This window comes from Xylanibacter brevis P6B11, assembly GCF_000621825.1.
GTDB classification, from domain to species: Bacteria; Bacteroidota; Bacteroidia; order Bacteroidales; family Bacteroidaceae; genus Prevotella; species Prevotella brevis.
This window is the reverse complement of sequence record NZ_KK211352.1, coordinates 376,739-395,156: the sequence shown is the minus strand read 5'-3', so window position 1 is coordinate 395,156 and position 18,418 is coordinate 376,739. Positions and strand designations below refer to the sequence as shown.

Below are 18,418 nucleotides of genomic sequence, written 5' to 3'. Positions count from 1 at the left end.
TTAATGCTTTTGTGTTCTTTTTTGATAGCCCAAAATAGGAATAGTAAGTACTTTTGCAACGTGTTTTTACCAAAATTATTAATTAACTCAAAACTTAAAACATTATGCAAAAGATTTACTTTTCAAAGGTACGCAGAATGGTGGCTGCAATGGCTCTCTGCGTGGTGGCAATTAGTGCACAGGCTACTCCCTACAAAAACATTCATGTGCAATTGGTGGCCAACGAGACTGGACGTGGTGTTGTCTATATGAAGACTGAAGACCCGTCTAACCAGCAAACTCGTAAGGGTGAGACAGCTACTTTGAAAGCAACAATTGGTGAGAATGGTAACGACCTGACTCGTGAGGAAGGTGATCCGCTGCGCGGCTTTTACATGGTGGGCCTTTTCGGTGAGGCTGAAGAGGGCTATGAACTGGCTGGCTTCAGTCTGGTGAAGAAAGCCGACAACGAGTACACCAAGGCCGACCTGCTGGTGGCCCCAACAACCGACAGCAACGGATGGACCGACCCTTATGTTGCAGACGGCGGACTGGTGTTCAATGCTAACTGCTCTCGTGATGTTGATGCCCAAACAGATGAAAATAAAGGATATACTTCTGACATGGCGCGTGAGGATGCGCGAGCCAAGGATAACTGGAACGTAGAGCCAGACCATGTGGTCTATGCGGTGTTCTTGCCAGAGGGCACTGTGCTGCCTGATGGTGACAATCCTGACAAGATCAACAACGTGGTGCGTCAGACTTCTAAGGCGCAGGTCTTCACACTCAGCGGACAGAAGGTGACCTCTATGCGCAAGGGTATCTATATTATAAACGGAAAGAAAGTCATCAAGTAAATGATATTAAGGAAGGTTTTTATTCGGCTCATCGTCGTGGCAACAGTCTTGTGGCTGTTGCCGGCGATGAGCTTTTCACAAACCGACGACGACGGGCTGGCCACAGATATCAAGGTGTCGCTGCTCAGCGTGGCACCGGGCTATACCATCTATACGGCACATGGTCATTGTGCGCTGCGACTGCAATGTCCGTCGGCGGGATTAGACCTTTCTTTCACTTATGGACTTGACGACACGGCAGCCAACCGCCTGGCTTTCTTCACGGGCGAGGCCTTGGGGGAATATGCCGTTGCACATAGTCGTGATTATTTGCAGGACTATATCGACGAAGGACGACAGGTGGTGGAGTATGAGCTGAACCTCAGTCTGCAACAGAAAAGACGGCTGTGGGAACTGCTCGACAATGAACTGGCACGCGGGGCCTACCGTCGCTATAACTACCTGACAACCAACTGCGCCAGCATGTGTGCCAGTGCTGTGAACAGCGCACTGCAGGACGATACAAAGCTGGTGTATGATTCTATATCGCCCATTCTGAATGGCACCTACCGCCACTTTGTGCACCACATCTCGAAGGACCGTCCGTGGGTGGACTTCTTCTGGAACACACTATTGGGTGCCGAGGGCGACGAGGTGGGGCAGAAGGGACTGAAATACTCGCCATCGCTGTTGGTGGAGACATGGCAGCATGCGTCTGTGATGGACACGATAGGCAGCCGACGCCCGTTGCTGTTGGAGAAAAACGGCCATGTGCTGATAGCCGGCGATGACGGTAGCGGCACTTCGTGGCTGACCCCAACGGTCTGTTTTGCCATCGTGCTGCTGCTGGTGGTGGTGCTCACCGCCGTAGAACAACGAGGCAGGCTGCGCCGGTTGGCTGCCGGCGTCGATGCGTTGCTGCTACTGACGCAGACCGTGATAGCGCTGGCACTGTGCTACACCACGTTCTGTTCTTCGCTGGAAGGCACATCGGGCAACTGGTATGTGGTGGTGTTCAACCCGCTGCCACTGCTGCTATGGCTGTGGCTGCGCCGGTGGAAGGGCTACCGCCGACTGGTATTTTGCTATTTCTTATTATTGATTGTATTCATACTGCTCACTCCTTTTGTGTCGCAGATTGACACCGCTCACAGTCTGGTCGTGGCGATACTGGCCGTAAGATGTCTGCGGAATGCGAAGGGACTGAAGGCAGCAAACGGATGATGAATGATGAAGACACGACGACTGAGACTCTTTTTATATGCGATGCTGGTGGTGACCGCCCAGGCACAGACCAGCAACTTCTTCGTAGATGGCTTCCATGGAGGACTCTACGGACATTATCCGCTGGACACCTACACACAGTTTATGGTGGATCAGCTGGAACGCTATCCCGACTGGCGCATAGGTCTGGAGATAGAACCCGAGACATGGGACACGGTGGCGGTGCGCACCCCTGAGGCCTACCGCCTGTTTAAGCAGAAAATGATGAGTTCGCAGGTGGAGGTGACCAACCCTACCTATGCGCAACCTTATTTATATAATATTAATGGCGAGAGCATCATCCGCCAGTTTCAGTATGGTATGCAGAAGCTGCGCAGCCATTTCCCTGGCATCAGCTTTAATACCTACAGCAGCGAGGAACCGTGTTATACGAGCCAGTTGCCACAGTTGCTGAGGCTGCTGGGCTTTAAGTATGTGGCACTGAAGTGTCCTGACACCTGTTGGGGCGGTTATACCGAGGCGCACGGCGGACAGCTGGTGAACCTGGTGGGACCTGACGGCAGCAAGATGATTGCGGTGCCACGCTATGCCTGCGAGAAACTGCAGGAGGGGTCGGTGTGGCAGACCATTGGCTGGACCAACTCTGAGGAATATATCAGGGCTTGTGAGAAGGCTGGTATCGAGAACCCTGTGGGCATGTGCTATCAGGATGCTGGTTGGACCTATGGTCCCTGGTTGCGTGACCGTAAGGGACAGACGCAGTATGTGAGATGGACGGACTATATAGACCGCTATACGCAAAAGAAGAACGTGGAGGAATGGCGCTGGTCGCAGGAGGACATACACCCAGGACTGATGTGGGGCTCGCAGGTGATGCAGCGCATTGGCCGACAGGTGCGTCAGGCCGAGAACCTGTTGGTGCAGGCCGAGAAACTCGGTGTGCTGACGGGGCATCGTATGGACCAGTGGCAGATGGACGAGGCTTGGCGCACGCTGATGTTGGCGCAGCATCACGACTCGTGGATTGTGCCTTACAACAACTTGAAGGACTACGGCACGTGGGCAGATGCTATCCGCATGTGGACCGACTGCAGTGTGGCGACGGCACGCAAGATGATGAGCGACGCCATTGCCGTCGGGAAGCAAGGTGGCCCGTATGTGACGTTCTATAACACCACGGCGCACCGCCGACAGGAGGTGGCCACGACGGCCGACGGGCGACTGCTGTGGGTCGATGTGCCGGCCTTCGGACAGACAACGTGTCGCGTGGATACTGCCGTGGCAGCGCAGGCTCGTGAGGACAGATGGCAGGGCGAGACAACGGCAGTCCTGGAAAACGACCAGTATCGGTTGACGTTCGATTTGAAACGAGGTGGCATCGTCAGTAGCTGGATAGACAAACAACAAGGTGGCAGGGAACTGGTTGACCAACGGAGCACATCGCATTTTGGCGAGTTGAAAGGCTATTTCAATCAGCACGGCGGTATGCGCTCATCAACAGAGAGTGTAGCCACGGCCACCTGTTTGGCAGACCACCCGCTGAAACAGCAAATACGCATAGACGGCTATGTGGCAGGGGTGCCTTTCTCGCATACCATCACACTGACACAGGGACAGCGGCGCGTGGACTGTCAGTTGACTATAAACTGGACGGAAGATACCTCTGTGGGTGATCCCTTCCGCTATCGCAGTAATGCCAACCGCACGCCTTACTATGACACGCGCTACATGTTACGAATGCTCTTCCCTGTGGCGCTGCAACAGCCTCGGTTGAGCAAGGATGCACCTTTCGACGTCTGCGAGAGTCGGCTTGATGACACGTTCTACAACCGTTGGGACAGTATCAAGCACAACGTGGTGCTGAACTGGGTGGACCTCAGTGAAGGACGGAAAGGACAGGGTTTTGCATTGTTGTCGGACCATACCACCAGCTACTCTTATGGTGCCGACGAACCGCTGGCACTGACTGTGCAGTATGCAGGCGACGGACTATGGTGGCGCCGCTATCCAATCAATGGTGCTACGGAGATGAACTATGCCTTGGTTCCGCATCAGGGACGATGGGACCAGGCACAGCTGCAGGATATGGTGGACGATTGGCACAACCCGCTGGTGGCCTCGGGCTGTCATGCACAGCAGTACCCCACACGCCAGTTGCTCGCAGCCACCTGTCAGCTGAGCGCTGCCATGATGCAAGACGATGGTGCCATGATACTGCGACTTTTCAATGCCGACGGCAAGGGTGGACGTGAACAGCTGAGGCTGGGTTTCCCCGTGAAGGATGTTGTGGAGGTGGACCTGAACGGAGAGCCATTAGCACACCATCGACCAGATGCGAAGGGCACCATCAGCATGAAGATGCCTCGTTTTGCCATTAAGACACTGAAAATATATCCGGAAAGATAATCCATATAAAAATAGTTATGTACACACGAAAATACTTATCACATTGGACTCTGATGTCTATTGTGGGAAGCTTGCTATGCTTGACTGACATCAACGCTCAAACCCCTGCGGATGCAGTGAACCCCTTTATCGGCGCATCGACGAATGTGGATGCTGCAGGTGCCTATCATGGACTGGGAAAGACTTTTCCCGGTGCAACGACACCCTACGGACTGGTACAGGTGAGTCCGCAGACCATCACGGGGGGCGACAACGGCTCGGGCTATAGTTATGAACACGAGACGATAGAGGGGTTTGCCATGACGCAGATGAGCGGAATAGGCTGGAACGGTGATTTGGGCAACTTCCTCGTGATGCCTACGACGGGACCGATGAAGACCATTGCCGGCATTGAGGGAAAACGACCGGGATGGCGCTCGCGTCAGGATAAGTCGGCCGAGGTGGCTGGCGCCGGTTATTATGCGGCCTTGCTGACCGACTACAATATCCGGGTGGAGACATCTGCCACACCCCATGGCGGTATTCTCAGAATGACCTTCCCGAAGAACGACCAGTCGCGCATACAGGTGGACCTAGCTAGAAGGGTAGGAGGAACCGCCGAAGAGGAGTATGTGCAGGTGATAGACGATCGCACCATAGAAGGGTGGATGCGTTGCACGCCCGATGGTGGCGGCTGGGGCGACGGTCAGGGAAAAGGTCGCTATACCGTGTTCTTCCATGCAGAGCTGTCACGTCCGATGAAAGACTACGGTTTCTGGTCTGCTCATATCCCCGATGGGATGAGTCGTCATAACGATGATGTGGTGAGCAACGCGTATCTGGACGTGGTGGAGAAGGCCGAGATTATTCGTGGTCAGCAGTCGTTGCAGGGCAGCCATATTGGTTTCTTTACGCAGTTTGCCACCGAACCCAACGACCAGGTGGAGCTGAAGGTGGGCATCTCGTTTGTGGACCAGGAGGGTGCACGCAAGAACTTTGAGGCAGAACTTCGAGATAAAGACTTTGAGGCTGTGCGTCATGCTGCCAAGGCACTGTGGAACAAGGAATTGAGTAGAATAGAGGTGGAAGGCGGTACGGATGATGAGAGAACGGTTTTCTACACGGCCCTCTATCACACGATGATAGACCCCCGCGTCTATACCGACGTGGATGGCCGCTATGTGGGAGGTGACTACCAGATACATCAGAGCGACGGCACCTTTACCAAGCGTACGATCTTCAGCGGATGGGACGTGTTCCGTTCGCAGATGCCCCTGCAGACCATCATCAATCCTACGTTGGTCAACGACATGCTGGGCTCGCTGATTTCTCTGGCAGAACAAAGCGGAAAAGAATATTATGAACGCTGGGAGTTTCTGAACAGCTACTCGGGATGTATGTTGGGCAATCCTGCCATCTCTGTATTAGCCGATGCCTATGCCAAGGGTATCCGTGGTTATGACATTGAGCAGGCTTACCGGTATGCTAAGAACTCCTCTGCAAAGTTTGGCAATGACAAGCTGGGCTTCACCCCAGGTACGCTTGGCCTGTCGCATACGTTAGAATACGCCTATACAGACTGGTGTGTGGCTCAACTTGCAAAGGCCCTGGGAAAGAAGGCCGATGAAAAGGAATACCTGAAGAAGAGCCAGGCCTACCGACTGATGTTTGACAAAGAGAAAGGATGGTTCCGCCCGAGGAATGAAGACGGCTCGTGGGTGGAATGGCCCCAGCAGGGACGCCTGCAGGAATGGTATGGCGCCATGGAGAGCAACGCCCTGCAGCAGGGATGGTTCGTACCTCATGATGTGAAAGGCATGGTCAGCCTGATGGGTGGCAGAAAGGCGGTGTTGAAAGATTTGCAATGGATGTTTGAGCAGACACCGCAGGATATGTTCTGGAACGTGTATTACAACCATGCCAACGAGCCCGTGCATTTCGTGCCGTATATCTTTAACCAATTGGGTGCTCCTTGGCTCACACAGTATTGGACGCGCTACATCTGTGCGCATGCCTATAAGAACAAGGTTGAGGGACTGTGTGGCAATGAGGATGTGGGACAGATGTCGGCATGGTATGTGTTGACAGCTGCCGGTATTCATCAGGCTTGTCCGGGCGATACGCGTTTCGAGATAACATCGCCTGTGTTCTCGAAGATCACCTTCCATCTGCCCAGCAGCAAGACGTTCACCATCATTGCCAATGACAATGCTCCTGAGAATGTGTATATTGGGAAGATGACCCTCAACGGGAAACCTTACAATCACTATCATATTGACTTCAAGGACATAGAAAAAGGTGGTGTCCTGGAGATGGAGATGAGTAACAAAGCTAATAAGAAATAGAAAGGATGAGAAAGAAAGATTTACTGGCTTTCGTGTGTGCGATAGGGATGACTCTTCCTGCAGTAGCACAAGTGCGCATGATGTCGCTGAATTCTGCCGACAAGCAGGTGGTGTGGACCGTCACTCCGCAGGACGAGGTAAGTGCCAAGGGACAAGACGTGTCGCAGGCTGGCTTTACGTTCCGTGATGGTGTGGTAGCCACGGTGCCAGGTGTCGTCTTTGCGGACTATGTGAATGCAGGTCGCGAGGAGAACCCTGACATTGCCGATAATATCTATCGTGTGGATGAGACGAAATACAGTAAGCCCTATTGGTATCGTACGGAGTTCAACGCGCTCTCTTTGCAGGAAGGGCAGCGTGTTTGGCTCTGTTTCGACAACACCAACCGTTATGCCGACTTCTATTTTAATGGACATAAAATCTCGGGCACCGAGGAATCGACCAAGGACGTCAGCGGACACATGCTTCGTTCGCGTTTTGACGTGACTCCTTATTATAATAATAGGGGAAAGAATGCCGTGGCTGTGCTGATTTATGATGCTGACCAGAAAAAAACACGCAAGGCAGAAGGACCTTATGGCGTGGCTTGCAGTCCGAGTTATCTGGCAGGTGCCGGATGGGACTGGATGCCTTATGTGCCGGGACGATTGGCTGGTATCACGGGTAATGCACGTATAGAGATTACGGGCGATGTGGTGATGGACGATCCTTGGGTGCGCTCTTTCCTTCCTTCGTGGGATGAGGCGGAAATAACCGTTTCCAGCGAACTGCGCAATGTCTCTTCAGAGAAGAAGACGGTTGTGATGGAAGGTGTTATTCAGCCAGGCAATATCCGTTTTCAGAAGCGCATTGAGATGGGTGGTGGTGAGACGCGTACGCTCCACATAGACCGCAACGATGTGGAAGCTCTTCTTGTTAAGAAGCCTAAGTTGTGGTGGCCCAACGGATATGGTGAGCCCAACCTCTATACCTGTCATCTGACTACCGTTGTTGACGGCAAGCAGACCGATCAGCGTACCATCCGTTTTGGCATTAAGAAATATGAATATCGCATAGAGAAGAATGCGGTCAATATGCCTGTGCTGACCTTCTATGTCAATGGACAGCGCGTCTTTGTGAAAGGCGGAAACTGGGGCATGAGCGAGTATCTGCTGCGCATGCACGGACAACAATATGAAACGCCTATCCGATTGCATAAAGAGATGAACTACAACATGATTCGCCTGTGGACAGGCTGCGTCACGGATGATGAGTTCTATGACTATTGCGACGAGTATGGTATCATGGTGTGGAACGACTTCTGGCTTTATGTGGCATGGAATGATGTGGCTGAGCATGATGCCTTTAAGACAAATGCACGCGACAAGGTGCGCCGACTGCGCAACCATCCCAGCATTGCCCTCTGGTGTGGAGCCAACGAGACACATCCTGTAGCTGATATTGACCAGGCACTGCGCATGATAGTGATGGAAGAGGATGCGAATGACCGTCTTTATACCAGCTGCTCAAACCAGGATGCGAAGTCGGGCAGTGGCTGGTGGAAAGACATGCCGCCACGTCATCATTTCGAGACGTCGGCTTCCAATCTGGCGTTCAACACGCCCAGCTATCCCTACGGCAACAATTATGGATATGGCTGTCGCTCGGAGATTGGTATGGCTACATTCCCTACTTTTGAGTCGGTGCGTGAATTTATTCCGAAGAAGGAATGGTGGCCGTTGCCTACTGACGAGCAGTTGGAAAAGGACGACGAAACAGTGTGGAACAAACATTTCTTTGGTAAGGAGGCTTGGAACGGCGGACCTATAGACTATAAGAAGTCGGTCAACGAACGATATGGCGAATCAAAGAGCCTGGAGGAGTTCTGCGAGAAAGCACAGCTCATCAACCTGGAGGACATGAAGGGTATGTATGAGGCTTGGAACGATAAAATGTGGAATGATGCCTCGGCTCTTCTTATCTGGATGAGCCATCCCGCTTATCCGTCGTTCGTGTGGCAGACCTACGATTACTATTACGACCCTACGGGCTGCTACTGGGGGGCAAAGCAGGCATGCGAACCTCTTCATGTGCAGTGGAACTGTCTGACAAACAGCGTGAAGGTGATAAACGCTTCGAGTCAGCCATTGCGGGATGTGGTGGTCACGGCACGTATCTATGATATCAACGGACGTGAAGTGACGGCATTGACTACCACCAGGAGTGTGCCTCTTGTTGAGGCTTCTAACATCAAGGAGGCTTTTGTGCTGGACTTCGCTGATGAAGGGCTCTCGCCTCTGCACTTCATTCAATTGGAAATGACCAGTCAGGGGCAGGTGCTATCTCGTAACTTCTATTGGCGTAATGGGGAGAAGGAGCTTGACTATCGTGCTCTTCTCACACTGCCTGAGGCAAAGCTGAAGGTCGTTGCGGATCAGCCCGTGGTGACGGAGAGGTCGGGATATGCCGCATTCAACATCACACTTACCAACACTGGTAAGTCGGTGGCTTTTGCTAACCGGTTACGCGTGGTGAACAGCAAGACCGGTGAGCGTGTGCTGCCTGCCATTATGAGCGACGGCTATGTGACGTTGATGCCTGGGGAGCAGCGCACACTGCGTGTAGAGGTACCCAACGAGAAGATGACCGACGGACTGAATATTCTACTGAAACAATTTAATCAAAAGGAGCGCGTGTGCGCTAAGGTGAAATACAAAAACAAACAATGAAAAACTATCTATTATTATTTGCAGTCTTTATGACACAGGTTGCTGCTGCCGACGTCATAGAACTGCGCTGCGAAGGATTGAAAGATCCTCTCGGTATCGACACTACAACGCCGCACTTCAGTTGGCAAAACACACTGACACACCGAGGACAGCGACAGACAGCCTACGAAATAGAGGTGGCAAAGGATAGCTTTGCTCTGAGTAAAGGGCAACTTCTCTTGTGGAAAAGTGGTCGTATGGAATCGGCCAACCAGGTGATGGTGGCCTATGGGGGACCAGTCTTACAGCCGCGACAGCTCTGCTACTGGCGTGTACGCACATGGGATGAGAAAGGGCGTTGCTCTTCTTGGAGTCGTATAGCACGTTTTGCTGTTGGTGCTCTTGATGGCATGAAAGGACAATATGTCACAGCTGCGTCGGGTCAACAGATAGCGCCTACGTGTAAGGTAAGAAGCGCTTTTGTCGTTAACGATGTGGAAAGACCTGTTTTTGCCCATGTCAACTCTTTAGGTTACCATGAGCTTTATGTGAACGGTCAGCGGGTAGGTCGTCAGGTTCTTCAGCCGGCCATGTCGCAATTGGACAGGCACTCGCTGGTGGTGACCTACGATATCACGCCTTATCTGCATAAAGGCAACAACGAGATGATGCTGTGGATGGGACAAGGGTGGAACAGAGCCATCACTTTCCATACGTCATTCGAAGGTCCGCTGGTGAAGGCAGAGGTGTCGCAGTTGAACAATGACCATTGGCAGACGCTGCTGCAGACCAATGGCTCTTGGCAGGCAACGGCATCGCCCTATAGCTATACTGGCAGTTGGTTTCCTCTGCAGTTTGGCGGGGAGCGTTATGATGCTAATGTTGTTGACACATGGAGCCAGGCAACGGTATTCAATGTGGGAAACATGCGTGCCACACCACAGCTCTTCGAGGGTAATGAGATAACTGACAGACTGCTGCCTAAGACCATTAGTCGTCTGGCTGACGGCTCTCTTCTGATAGACTTCGGACGTGTGATAACGGGATGGCTCACGGTGGATTTTGAACATTTGAAGCACAAGGAAGAGGTGCAGATTGACTATACCGACTACATCCCCCGCGGCGCTTCCTTCACCAAGCAGGCGAATAGTGATAATGGCGATGTGTATGTTGCATCGGGCAGCACGCAGATAGAGCATTTCGAGAATAAGTTTCATCTTCATGCCTTCCGCTATGTGAAGGTCAGTACGCAGCAGGTGAAGCGCATAGAGGCACTGCAGATTAGTGCTTTACCGAAAGAGGGCAGCGAGGTGTCGGTGTTTGCTTGTTCTGACCAGCGCCTTAATGCCGTTCACAACATGATTCACTACACGATGCAGTGCCTCACCATGTCGGGCTATATGGTGGACTGTCCGCATTTGGAGCGCATGGGCTATGGTGGCGACGGCAATTCCTCAACCATGACGTTGCAGACGATGTATAACGTGGCGCCAACCTACATGAACTGGCTCTCGGCATGGGAAGACGTGATGGAAGAGGACGGTTCTTTGCCGCATGTGGCACCAGCTGGTGGCGGTGGTGGCGGTCCCTACTGGTGCGGCTTCATGGTGAAAGCTCCTTGGCGCTCTTATCTGAACTATGGCGACATACGATTTGTAGAACGCTACTACCCCTTGATGAAGCGATGGATGTCGTATGTCGAGAAGTATATGGTTGACGGACTGTTGCAGCCTTGGCCAGACACCCAGAACCGTGTGTGGTTTCTTGGTGACTGGTTGGCACCAGATGGTGTTGATGTGGGTGGAGAATCTGTGATTCATGCCAACAATTGCTTTATCAGTGACTGTCTTGGTAATATGGCAGAGATGGCTCGATGGCTGAAAAAGCCTGGCGAAGCCCGTCTTTTTGCTGCTAAGCGTGAGCGTCTGAACAAGCGTATCCACAACTCTTTCTACCATGCAGAAACACATACCTATGCCAACGGCACTCCTCTCGACATGTGCTATGCTATGTTGGCTGGCATTGTTCCTGACTCACTCTATGACAAGGTGAAAAGTCAGCTTATAGCAGACTCTTATCAGAAATACAACGCACATATTGCTGCTGGTCTTTTCGGTGTACCTGTTTTCACCGAGTGGGCTGTTCGCAACCAGCAGTCAGACCTCATGGCCACCATTCTCAGGCAACCGGATTATCCAGGTTATCTGCATATGATTAACAACGGTGCCACCACTACCTGGGAATATTGGAATGGTGAACGAAGCAGGGTGCATAACTGCTATAACGGTATAGGCACTTGGTTCTATCAGGCCTTGGCAGGCATCACCATAGACACGCAGCAGCCAGGCTATCGCCACATCACCATTCGACCGCAGCAGACAGAAGGTGTCAGTTGGGTTCAGGCAAGAGTGCCCACACCATATGGTGATGTCTCGGTAAGATGGAAAAAGAAAACACTGCGCGTGGAGTTGCCCGTCGGCGTTACGGCCGATGTGATATGGGGAGACAAGAAGCATACTATTGGCAGTGGAGTATGGCGTTTTAACAAGTATTAACGTGGTGACCTAGTGGTTGGCGGCAACTTAATCGTGATGTTAATGTAATCTCTTTGATTCGTAAAACCAATTAACTAAGAAAACTATAAATGTAAGTAATGAAAGCAAAAGGAAATCTTTTTGTACTATTGCTGGGGATACTTGGCATAGTCTCGTGCAACGACAGTTTCCTGGATCAGACGGCTACAACTGATTTGGACGAAGAGAGTGTCTTTGCCGACAGTGCTTATGCGACTGGATTTCTGACGGAGATCTATGCCGACATAGGCTTTGATACCGATTTGGATCGTTTCGGTAATGGTGGACTACAAGTAGCAACCGACGAGTCGGAGGCACGTGCGTCTTCAACAATCTCGTCGGGTGTGGCCTTCGCTACAGGCACCGTCAACCCAATCATTGTGACCAATGATGTATGGGGTAAGTGTTATGCCAACATCCGTCGCTGCAACAAGTTCTTGCAACTTGCCGATCGTGCTCCTATCGCTGCTGCAACACTTTTGCAGTATAAGGCCGAGGCACGTTTCCTGCGTGCATGGTATTACTATATCTTGTTGCGCCACTATGGCGGTGTGCCCATCGTTTATGACAAGATATATGGTGCCAACGAGAAGATTGACGCCACGCGACAGAGCTACGAGACTTGCGTAGAGTATATCATCAGTGAGTGTAACGCCATCGTCAATGACAATGTGTTGCGCCCACGTAACGCAGGTCGTAGTAATGGTCGCATCAGCCAAGCTGCCTGTCTGGCTCTCATCATGCGTGTGACGCTCGATGCTGCCAGTCCCCTGCATAATGGTAGTGGCTTCGGCACCGACAAGACGAAGTTGCTGTTAGGCTATGCTGACAAAGACCCTCAGCGTTGGGGTCGTGCCTACGAGGCTGCCAAACGTTGTATGCAGATGCAGGGCGATTATCGCTTGTTCGAGTGTCATACCCGTCATAAGTTCCCAGACGATGGTCCTGAACCCGGCTGGGGCTTTTATGCCGTACAGTCGCCTGCCGAGTTTGTCAATGTCACTTCTGACAATACATCTCGCGGCACATTCACCTATCCCTATGCTTCTTACCAGGAGATCATCCTGATGAAGAAGATGCCTCTCAAGATCACAACCTGTCAGTTGCTGGACCCACCATCATGCGGCGGCAATGGTGGTGCTGGCTATGCTTACTATGACCTTGCCAAGTGTTTCCCCATGATAGACGGTAAGCCCATTGGTGAGAGTGCCTATACCTACAATCCTTTGCAGCCGGCTCAGAATCGCGATCCGCGTTTTGACATCTCTATCATATATAATGGTAGTCGTATCTGCAACCAGCAGGATTACAAATATCCCGTTTATACATACCAGGGCGAGAATTCTACGTCAGACGCTGTCCACTCGGGAACACCTACCGGTTTGTACACGCGTAAGATGTTGCCACGTGCCGCATCGGGCAACTGGTGGATTGAGCCACCTCAGTCACGTCCGCTGATTCGTTTTGCAGAGGTGATGCTCGACTATGCCGAGGCTGCCAACGAGTGGAAAGGTCCTGACTTCCAGGAAACATTGGCCGATGGCAATACTTATGGACCACTGGAAGTGTTGAAGCTTATTCGTCGTCGTGCAGGTATTGACGCTGGAGCCGATGGCATGTACGGACTGAAAGTTGGCATGACGCAACAGGAGATGCGCGAGGCCATCCAGCTGGAGCGCCGCATTGAGCTGGCATTTGAGGGCTTCCGCTTCTTTGACGTACGTCGTTGGATGATTGCCGAGCAGACCGAGAATCAGCTGATGCATGGTATAGAGATTACACGTGTCGTTGACGAGGAAACGGGCAAGGTTTCCTATGAGCCCCGTGAGTTTGATGTGCGTCCACACATCTTCCGTCGTGCCATGTATTTCTGGCCTATTCCCTATGCTGAGACTGTAAAGTCGCCAGAACTCATTCAGAACCCTTACTATGATGAGATGGTTTCAGAATAATTAGTCAATTAACAGAATACGATTCCGTATGAAAAATATAATTAAGAAAACAGGTAGTGTCCTACTGATGGCTTTGGCGCTGACGGGCTGTTCGCAGTTCAGTGACGACTCAAACCCTTATGATGTCGCTGAGGCGGTAAAGAGTTTCGGTGGGGTGTGGAAACTGAAGTCTGTGACCCGCAATAATATCGACATCACTGCCGACATGGACTTTAGCAAGTTTGAACTGCATATGGGTGACGACGGTCGTTACCATATTGAAAACTACTTGCCATTCGTTGTTGAGAAGGATGGCACGTGGCATACCGACGACCCTCTCTATCCCTTCCAGTTGTCATTCCTCGAGGATGGAGCTGCCAGCAGTGTCGATGTTAACTTCAACTTCCCTGTTGTTAATGGTCAGCGCTCGTTGCTCATCACCCTCTCGCCTGGATGTGCCAGCAATGTTTATACTTACACCCTTGAACGAACAGATAAATGACAATAGACTATGAAAAAGAAGATGTTCTTCAAACATATCACATATGTTTTTATCCTAGCTACCGCTGTGGCTTTGTCTGCTGCTGACTGTGTCTTCATCGACAGGTACGACATCATGCAGACCGACGAGGAAGGTCGTCAGCTCAATTCTGTCAAGGCGGGCAGTCCTATGACTTTCTCTGTCGTGGGACACTTGGAACCTCGTACTACCGATAATAATGGCGTCACTTCGAAGCTTGTTTTTGCTATGTTGGCTCCCAAAGACTGGGATGTGGCGCATCAGGCAAAGGTGACCTATAAGACAGGCTATCATGATGACCCTGAAGAGGAATTGCCCATGTCGGTTATTCCTGAGTCGCAGTTGCCAAAGAATGGTGAGGGCCGCACCTGGGCACAGTGCTTGACCAGTGACTATGGCGTTGGGCCTAACGTGCTTGACGATATGGAGTGGATAGTCTTTCAGACAGACAAGACATGGGTTGTGCGCAACAACGAAGACAAACCTTTTTATATCTTCGTACGTACCCGTGCAGGACAGCGTAATCTGAAGTGTAAGCTTGGTTTCTTCATCAACCATACCGACGATGGTTTCAGTGGTGGTACCGATCATAGAAAAGTGGTTTTCGCTAACGACTGTTTCGAGGTGACAGGCGGAAAAGGTATGACGATCGACTTCTGTAACCGTCATTTCAACCGTTTATCACCATTGACGGCTCTGCAGAATGATTATGTGACCATCAGCTATCAGGCCGATGTTGATCCTTCTGTGTCTTCCAATCCTTTGGCTGCTACCGACGAAATCTATCTGCAGGGCAAGGCCGTGACCGTCAGTGGAAAGACATATGATGCCCCTGCCATCGGTGCGCAGACCTTGATGCGCAGACAGTCAAACTTAGGCCGCTCGTTTAGTCTGACCATCTGGCCAGCAGGTTTCTTTAACGTGCCTACTGACGAGATCATCGACCACATCGACTACTATTTCAGCAATGCCGATGGTTCTGCCATCGTCAATCAGTCAACTGACGATAAAGTTCAGCTTGGCGCATCTGATGGTGACGACACCCCCTTCAACCTAAAGCTTGAATGTGAATAACAACCAATACCAATAACACAATGAAAGCAATATCCCGAACAACACTCATGCTTATCGCTCTGGCTGCTATTTGCTCTAAAGCCTATGGCCAGTCGGCTGCTCAGCGAGGCGACTCGACAACCGTCGATTTTGTTTCGGCTTCGGCTCCTTCGGTAAGCGGAAAAGATATGGAGAAGTATCTCTCCACAGATATATTGACCTCGTTACAGGGACGCATCGCTGGTTTGAACATCAGCCAATACCGTGGTAGCGACCTGCCTCGCATCTCGGTGAACACTTCCGCTGACCTCATCGGCTATCGTCCTGCCTCTTACGGTCAGCTTCCCTATGGCGACAACACCCGTTTCTTGATATCCAGTCGTGGGTTGGCACCTGTCATCATCGTTGATGGTATTGAGCGCGACATGGTGTCGCTCGATCCTGAAGCTATCGAGAGTGTCACCATCAAGCGCGATGCCCTGTCATCCATGTTCCTTGGCATGAAGAGCTCACGTGGCGCACTGGTCATCACCACTAAGATGCCTACGCACGACCGTTTGCATTTCGGTTTCACGGCCAAGTGGGGAATCCATAGCAACGTCAAGGACCAGAAGCCTCTTTCTGCCAGTCAGTATGCTTATCTGCTGAACGAGGCTCTGCAGAACGATGGTCGTTCGCCCATCTATAACGCGCAAGACCGTGATGCCTATAGGCACCAGACTTCACCATTCACTCATCCCGATGTCAACTGGTATGATGAGTTGATGAAGAAGAACGCCCTCTCACAGTCTTACAACCTGAATGTGACTGGTGGCGGCAAGGTGGCACAGTTCTTCGTGTCGTTAGGCTATACCGGCGAGGAAGGCCTGTTTAAGACCAACAGTGACAATGGCTATAACACCAACTTCGATGTGAACAGATATATGATCTCGTCGAAGATCAATGTTAACATCACTGAGGACTTCACTGCCACGATGACTGCCATAGGCCGTGTCATCGAAGGTAATCAGCCTGGTGGTTCTGGTTCTGGCTATAGTGACTTGTTGCTGAACATATGGCGTACGCCAAACAATGCTTATCCTGTGCATAACCCCGATGGAAGCTGGGGCGGCACCATCGCCTTTACCAACAACCTCGCATCACAGGCATGGGAGTCTGGCTATATCAATGATAACATGCGTGACATCATGGCTACGCTCTCGTTGAAGTACGACTTCGATAAGCTTGTACGCGGACTCTCTGCTACCTTTACAGGAAGTGTGGCACACCAGACACGTACGGCCATCGTGCGTACCAAGCAGAACCCTGTTTACAGCTATTCTCTTGTTGACGGTGTTCCCACCTATCTTCGCTATGGTAACTCGGTATCACAGGGCAACAGCTTCACCGCTGTGTCAACCTATCAGAACCTCTACGGACGTTTGTCACTCGACTATACCCGCCAGTTCGGTCTGCATCATCTGACGCTGGGCGCCATGGGTGATACCCGCCATGAGGTGGTACAGTATGACCTACCTATGATTCCATCAGACATCATGGAGAGTATCCGCTACGACTATGATAAGCGTTACTTCTTGGAGGCAGCTGCCACGCAGAGCTATTTCAACCGCTATGCACCCGACAATCGCTGGGGCAGCTTCTTCGCTGTGGGTGGTGCATGGAATATCACTCGCGAGAACTTCATGCAGTCCACCTCCACTTGGCTTCAGGAACTGAAGTTGCGTGCCACCTATGGACATACCGGCAACGGCATCGACAACTCTGGTTACTACCAGTATCGTCAGCGCTTCTCACAGAATGCCACGGCGGCTTATCCTCAGGGAACATCCATGGGTACCAACGGCGGTATCTTTACCAGTGAGACCATGCCCATGGCCAATCCTTTCATCACCTACGAGAAGGCACACAAACTGAACATTGGTGTGGACGGTGTCTTGTTCGATGGAAAACTGTCGGCCACAGCAGAGTTCTACTATGACAAGTACCTCGACCTGTTGCAGACACGTGGTAAGAGCATCGAACTGATTGGCGCAAACTATCCTACCGAGAATATCGGCCGCTCACGCCGTTCAGGCTTTGATGTTAGCCTGAGTTGGAATGACCATATTGGTCCGGTCTCTTATTATGTGGCACCCAACTGGAGTATCGAATATACCAAGTTGCTGTTCATGGACGAACAGGAGCAGCCTTTCAACTATCTGCGCCAGACTGGCCGCCCCCTCGGTGTGGTCTATGGCTTGCAGGCTTTAGGTTTCCTGACGGCTGCCGATATTGCCGATGGCTATCCTGTCATGCAGGGTGTTGAGGTACAGCCCGGTGATGTGAAGTATGCTGATTTGAATGGTGATAATGTCATTGATGAATACGACCGTACCGTCATTGGAGGTGACAAACCTCTGCAGTATTTCGGTCTCGACATGGGACTGAAATACCGTGGCTTCGAGTTCTCTATGCTTTGGCAGGGCGTTTACAACCGTGACCTCTATGTGGACGACCGCACCCTCGTTGAGGGATTCCAGAGCATTGGTAACACCTACGGACAGGCTTACCAGAACATCCTTGGACGTTGGACACCAGAGACAGCCGAAACAGCTACTTACCCACGTCTCTCGGCTGGTGGCAACACCTATAACTACGGTGGTTATTATGGATCATCACTCTGGATGCATAATGGCAACTTCATCCGTCTTAAGAATGTGCAGTTAGCTTATAATCTGCCCGAAAATCTCTGTCGTAAGCATCTGGGAGGGGTGGGTGTCAAGGTGTTCGTCAACGCACAGAACGCGCTCACTTTCTCTGCCTGCGATTTGGTTGACCCCGAGGTGTCTTTCACTTCTTCACCCTTGCAGCGCTGCTTCTTTACAGGTATCAATCTCAACTTCTAA

The 18,418-nt window shown here is 51.5% G+C and carries 10 protein-coding genes; all 10 read left to right on the top strand.

Annotated elements, in window-relative coordinates; all coding sequences use genetic code 11:
- The first annotated feature begins 104 nt into the window (after positions 1-104).
- The 10 genes from T496_RS0111205 (at position 105) to T496_RS0111155 (ending at position 18,418) form a co-directional block, all read left to right on the top strand.
- Positions 105-836 carry a hypothetical protein gene (locus tag T496_RS0111205; RefSeq protein WP_155808879.1) on the top strand — a complete coding sequence of 244 codons (732 nt, stop codon included), beginning with the start codon at positions 105-107 and terminating at the stop codon, positions 834-836.
- Positions 837-2,039, top strand: a complete 1,203-nt coding sequence (locus T496_RS14540) for a lipoprotein N-acyltransferase Lnb domain-containing protein (RefSeq protein ID WP_081783638.1) — start codon at positions 837-839, stop codon at positions 2,037-2,039. It begins immediately after the preceding gene.
- 3 nt (positions 2,040-2,042) lie between these two features.
- The gene (locus T496_RS0111190) at positions 2,043-4,445 is read left to right on the top strand and encodes a glycoside hydrolase family 38 C-terminal domain-containing protein (RefSeq protein WP_027450829.1); all 2,403 of its coding nucleotides are present in this window, start codon (positions 2,043-2,045) and stop codon (positions 4,443-4,445) included.
- A 17-nt stretch (positions 4,446-4,462) separates the two neighbouring features.
- A complete protein-coding gene (locus T496_RS0111185) occupies positions 4,463-6,769 on the top strand; it encodes a GH92 family glycosyl hydrolase (RefSeq protein WP_027450828.1) in 2,307 nt (768 codons plus the stop codon).
- 5 nt (positions 6,770-6,774) lie between these two features.
- Complete coding sequence (locus T496_RS0111180; protein WP_044111151.1) at positions 6,775-9,477, top strand: glycoside hydrolase family 2 protein; 2,703 nt, start codon at positions 6,775-6,777, stop codon at positions 9,475-9,477.
- Positions 9,474-12,011: a family 78 glycoside hydrolase catalytic domain gene (locus T496_RS14085; RefSeq protein ID WP_044111149.1), complete on the top strand. Its 2,538-nt coding sequence runs from the start codon at positions 9,474-9,476 to the stop codon at positions 12,009-12,011. Before T496_RS0111180 ends, T496_RS14085 begins: the two co-directional genes overlap by 4 nt.
- Positions 12,012-12,109: 98 nt before the next feature.
- The gene (locus T496_RS0111170) at positions 12,110-13,981 is read left to right on the top strand and encodes a RagB/SusD family nutrient uptake outer membrane protein (protein ID WP_027450826.1); all 1,872 of its coding nucleotides are present in this window, start codon (positions 12,110-12,112) and stop codon (positions 13,979-13,981) included.
- Positions 13,982-14,009: 28 nt separating this feature from the next.
- Positions 14,010-14,462, top strand: coding sequence for a DUF5004 domain-containing protein (locus T496_RS0111165; RefSeq protein WP_027450825.1), 453 nt, complete (start codon positions 14,010-14,012; stop codon positions 14,460-14,462).
- A 9-nt stretch (positions 14,463-14,471) separates the two neighbouring features.
- Positions 14,472-15,554 carry a DUF4961 domain-containing protein gene (locus T496_RS14080; RefSeq protein WP_044111148.1) on the top strand — a complete coding sequence of 361 codons (1,083 nt, stop codon included), beginning with the start codon at positions 14,472-14,474 and terminating at the stop codon, positions 15,552-15,554.
- A 20-nt stretch (positions 15,555-15,574) separates the two neighbouring features.
- On the top strand, positions 15,575-18,418 hold the full coding sequence (locus T496_RS0111155) for a SusC/RagA family TonB-linked outer membrane protein (protein ID WP_027450824.1): 2,844 nt from the start codon (positions 15,575-15,577) through the stop codon (positions 18,416-18,418).

Bases quoted from the DNA above. Each gene is read 5' to 3' on its own strand.
- T496_RS0111205 (WP_155808879.1), top strand. From the start codon at position 105: ATGCAAAAGATTTACTTTTCAAAGGTACGCAGAATGGTGGCTGCAATG.
- T496_RS14540 (WP_081783638.1), top strand. From the start codon at position 837: ATGATATTAAGGAAGGTTTTTATTCGGCTCATCGTCGTGGCAACAGTC.
- T496_RS0111190 (WP_027450829.1), top strand. From the start codon at position 2,043: ATGATGAAGACACGACGACTGAGACTCTTTTTATATGCGATGCTGGTG.
- T496_RS0111185 (WP_027450828.1), top strand. From the start codon at position 4,463: ATGTACACACGAAAATACTTATCACATTGGACTCTGATGTCTATTGTG.
- T496_RS0111180 (WP_044111151.1), top strand. From the start codon at position 6,775: ATGAGAAAGAAAGATTTACTGGCTTTCGTGTGTGCGATAGGGATGACT.
- T496_RS14085 (WP_044111149.1), top strand. From the start codon at position 9,474: ATGAAAAACTATCTATTATTATTTGCAGTCTTTATGACACAGGTTGCT.
- T496_RS0111170 (WP_027450826.1), top strand. From the start codon at position 12,110: ATGAAAGCAAAAGGAAATCTTTTTGTACTATTGCTGGGGATACTTGGC.
- T496_RS0111165 (WP_027450825.1), top strand. From the start codon at position 14,010: ATGAAAAATATAATTAAGAAAACAGGTAGTGTCCTACTGATGGCTTTG.
- T496_RS14080 (WP_044111148.1), top strand. From the start codon at position 14,472: ATGAAAAAGAAGATGTTCTTCAAACATATCACATATGTTTTTATCCTA.
- T496_RS0111155 (WP_027450824.1), top strand. From the start codon at position 15,575: ATGAAAGCAATATCCCGAACAACACTCATGCTTATCGCTCTGGCTGCT.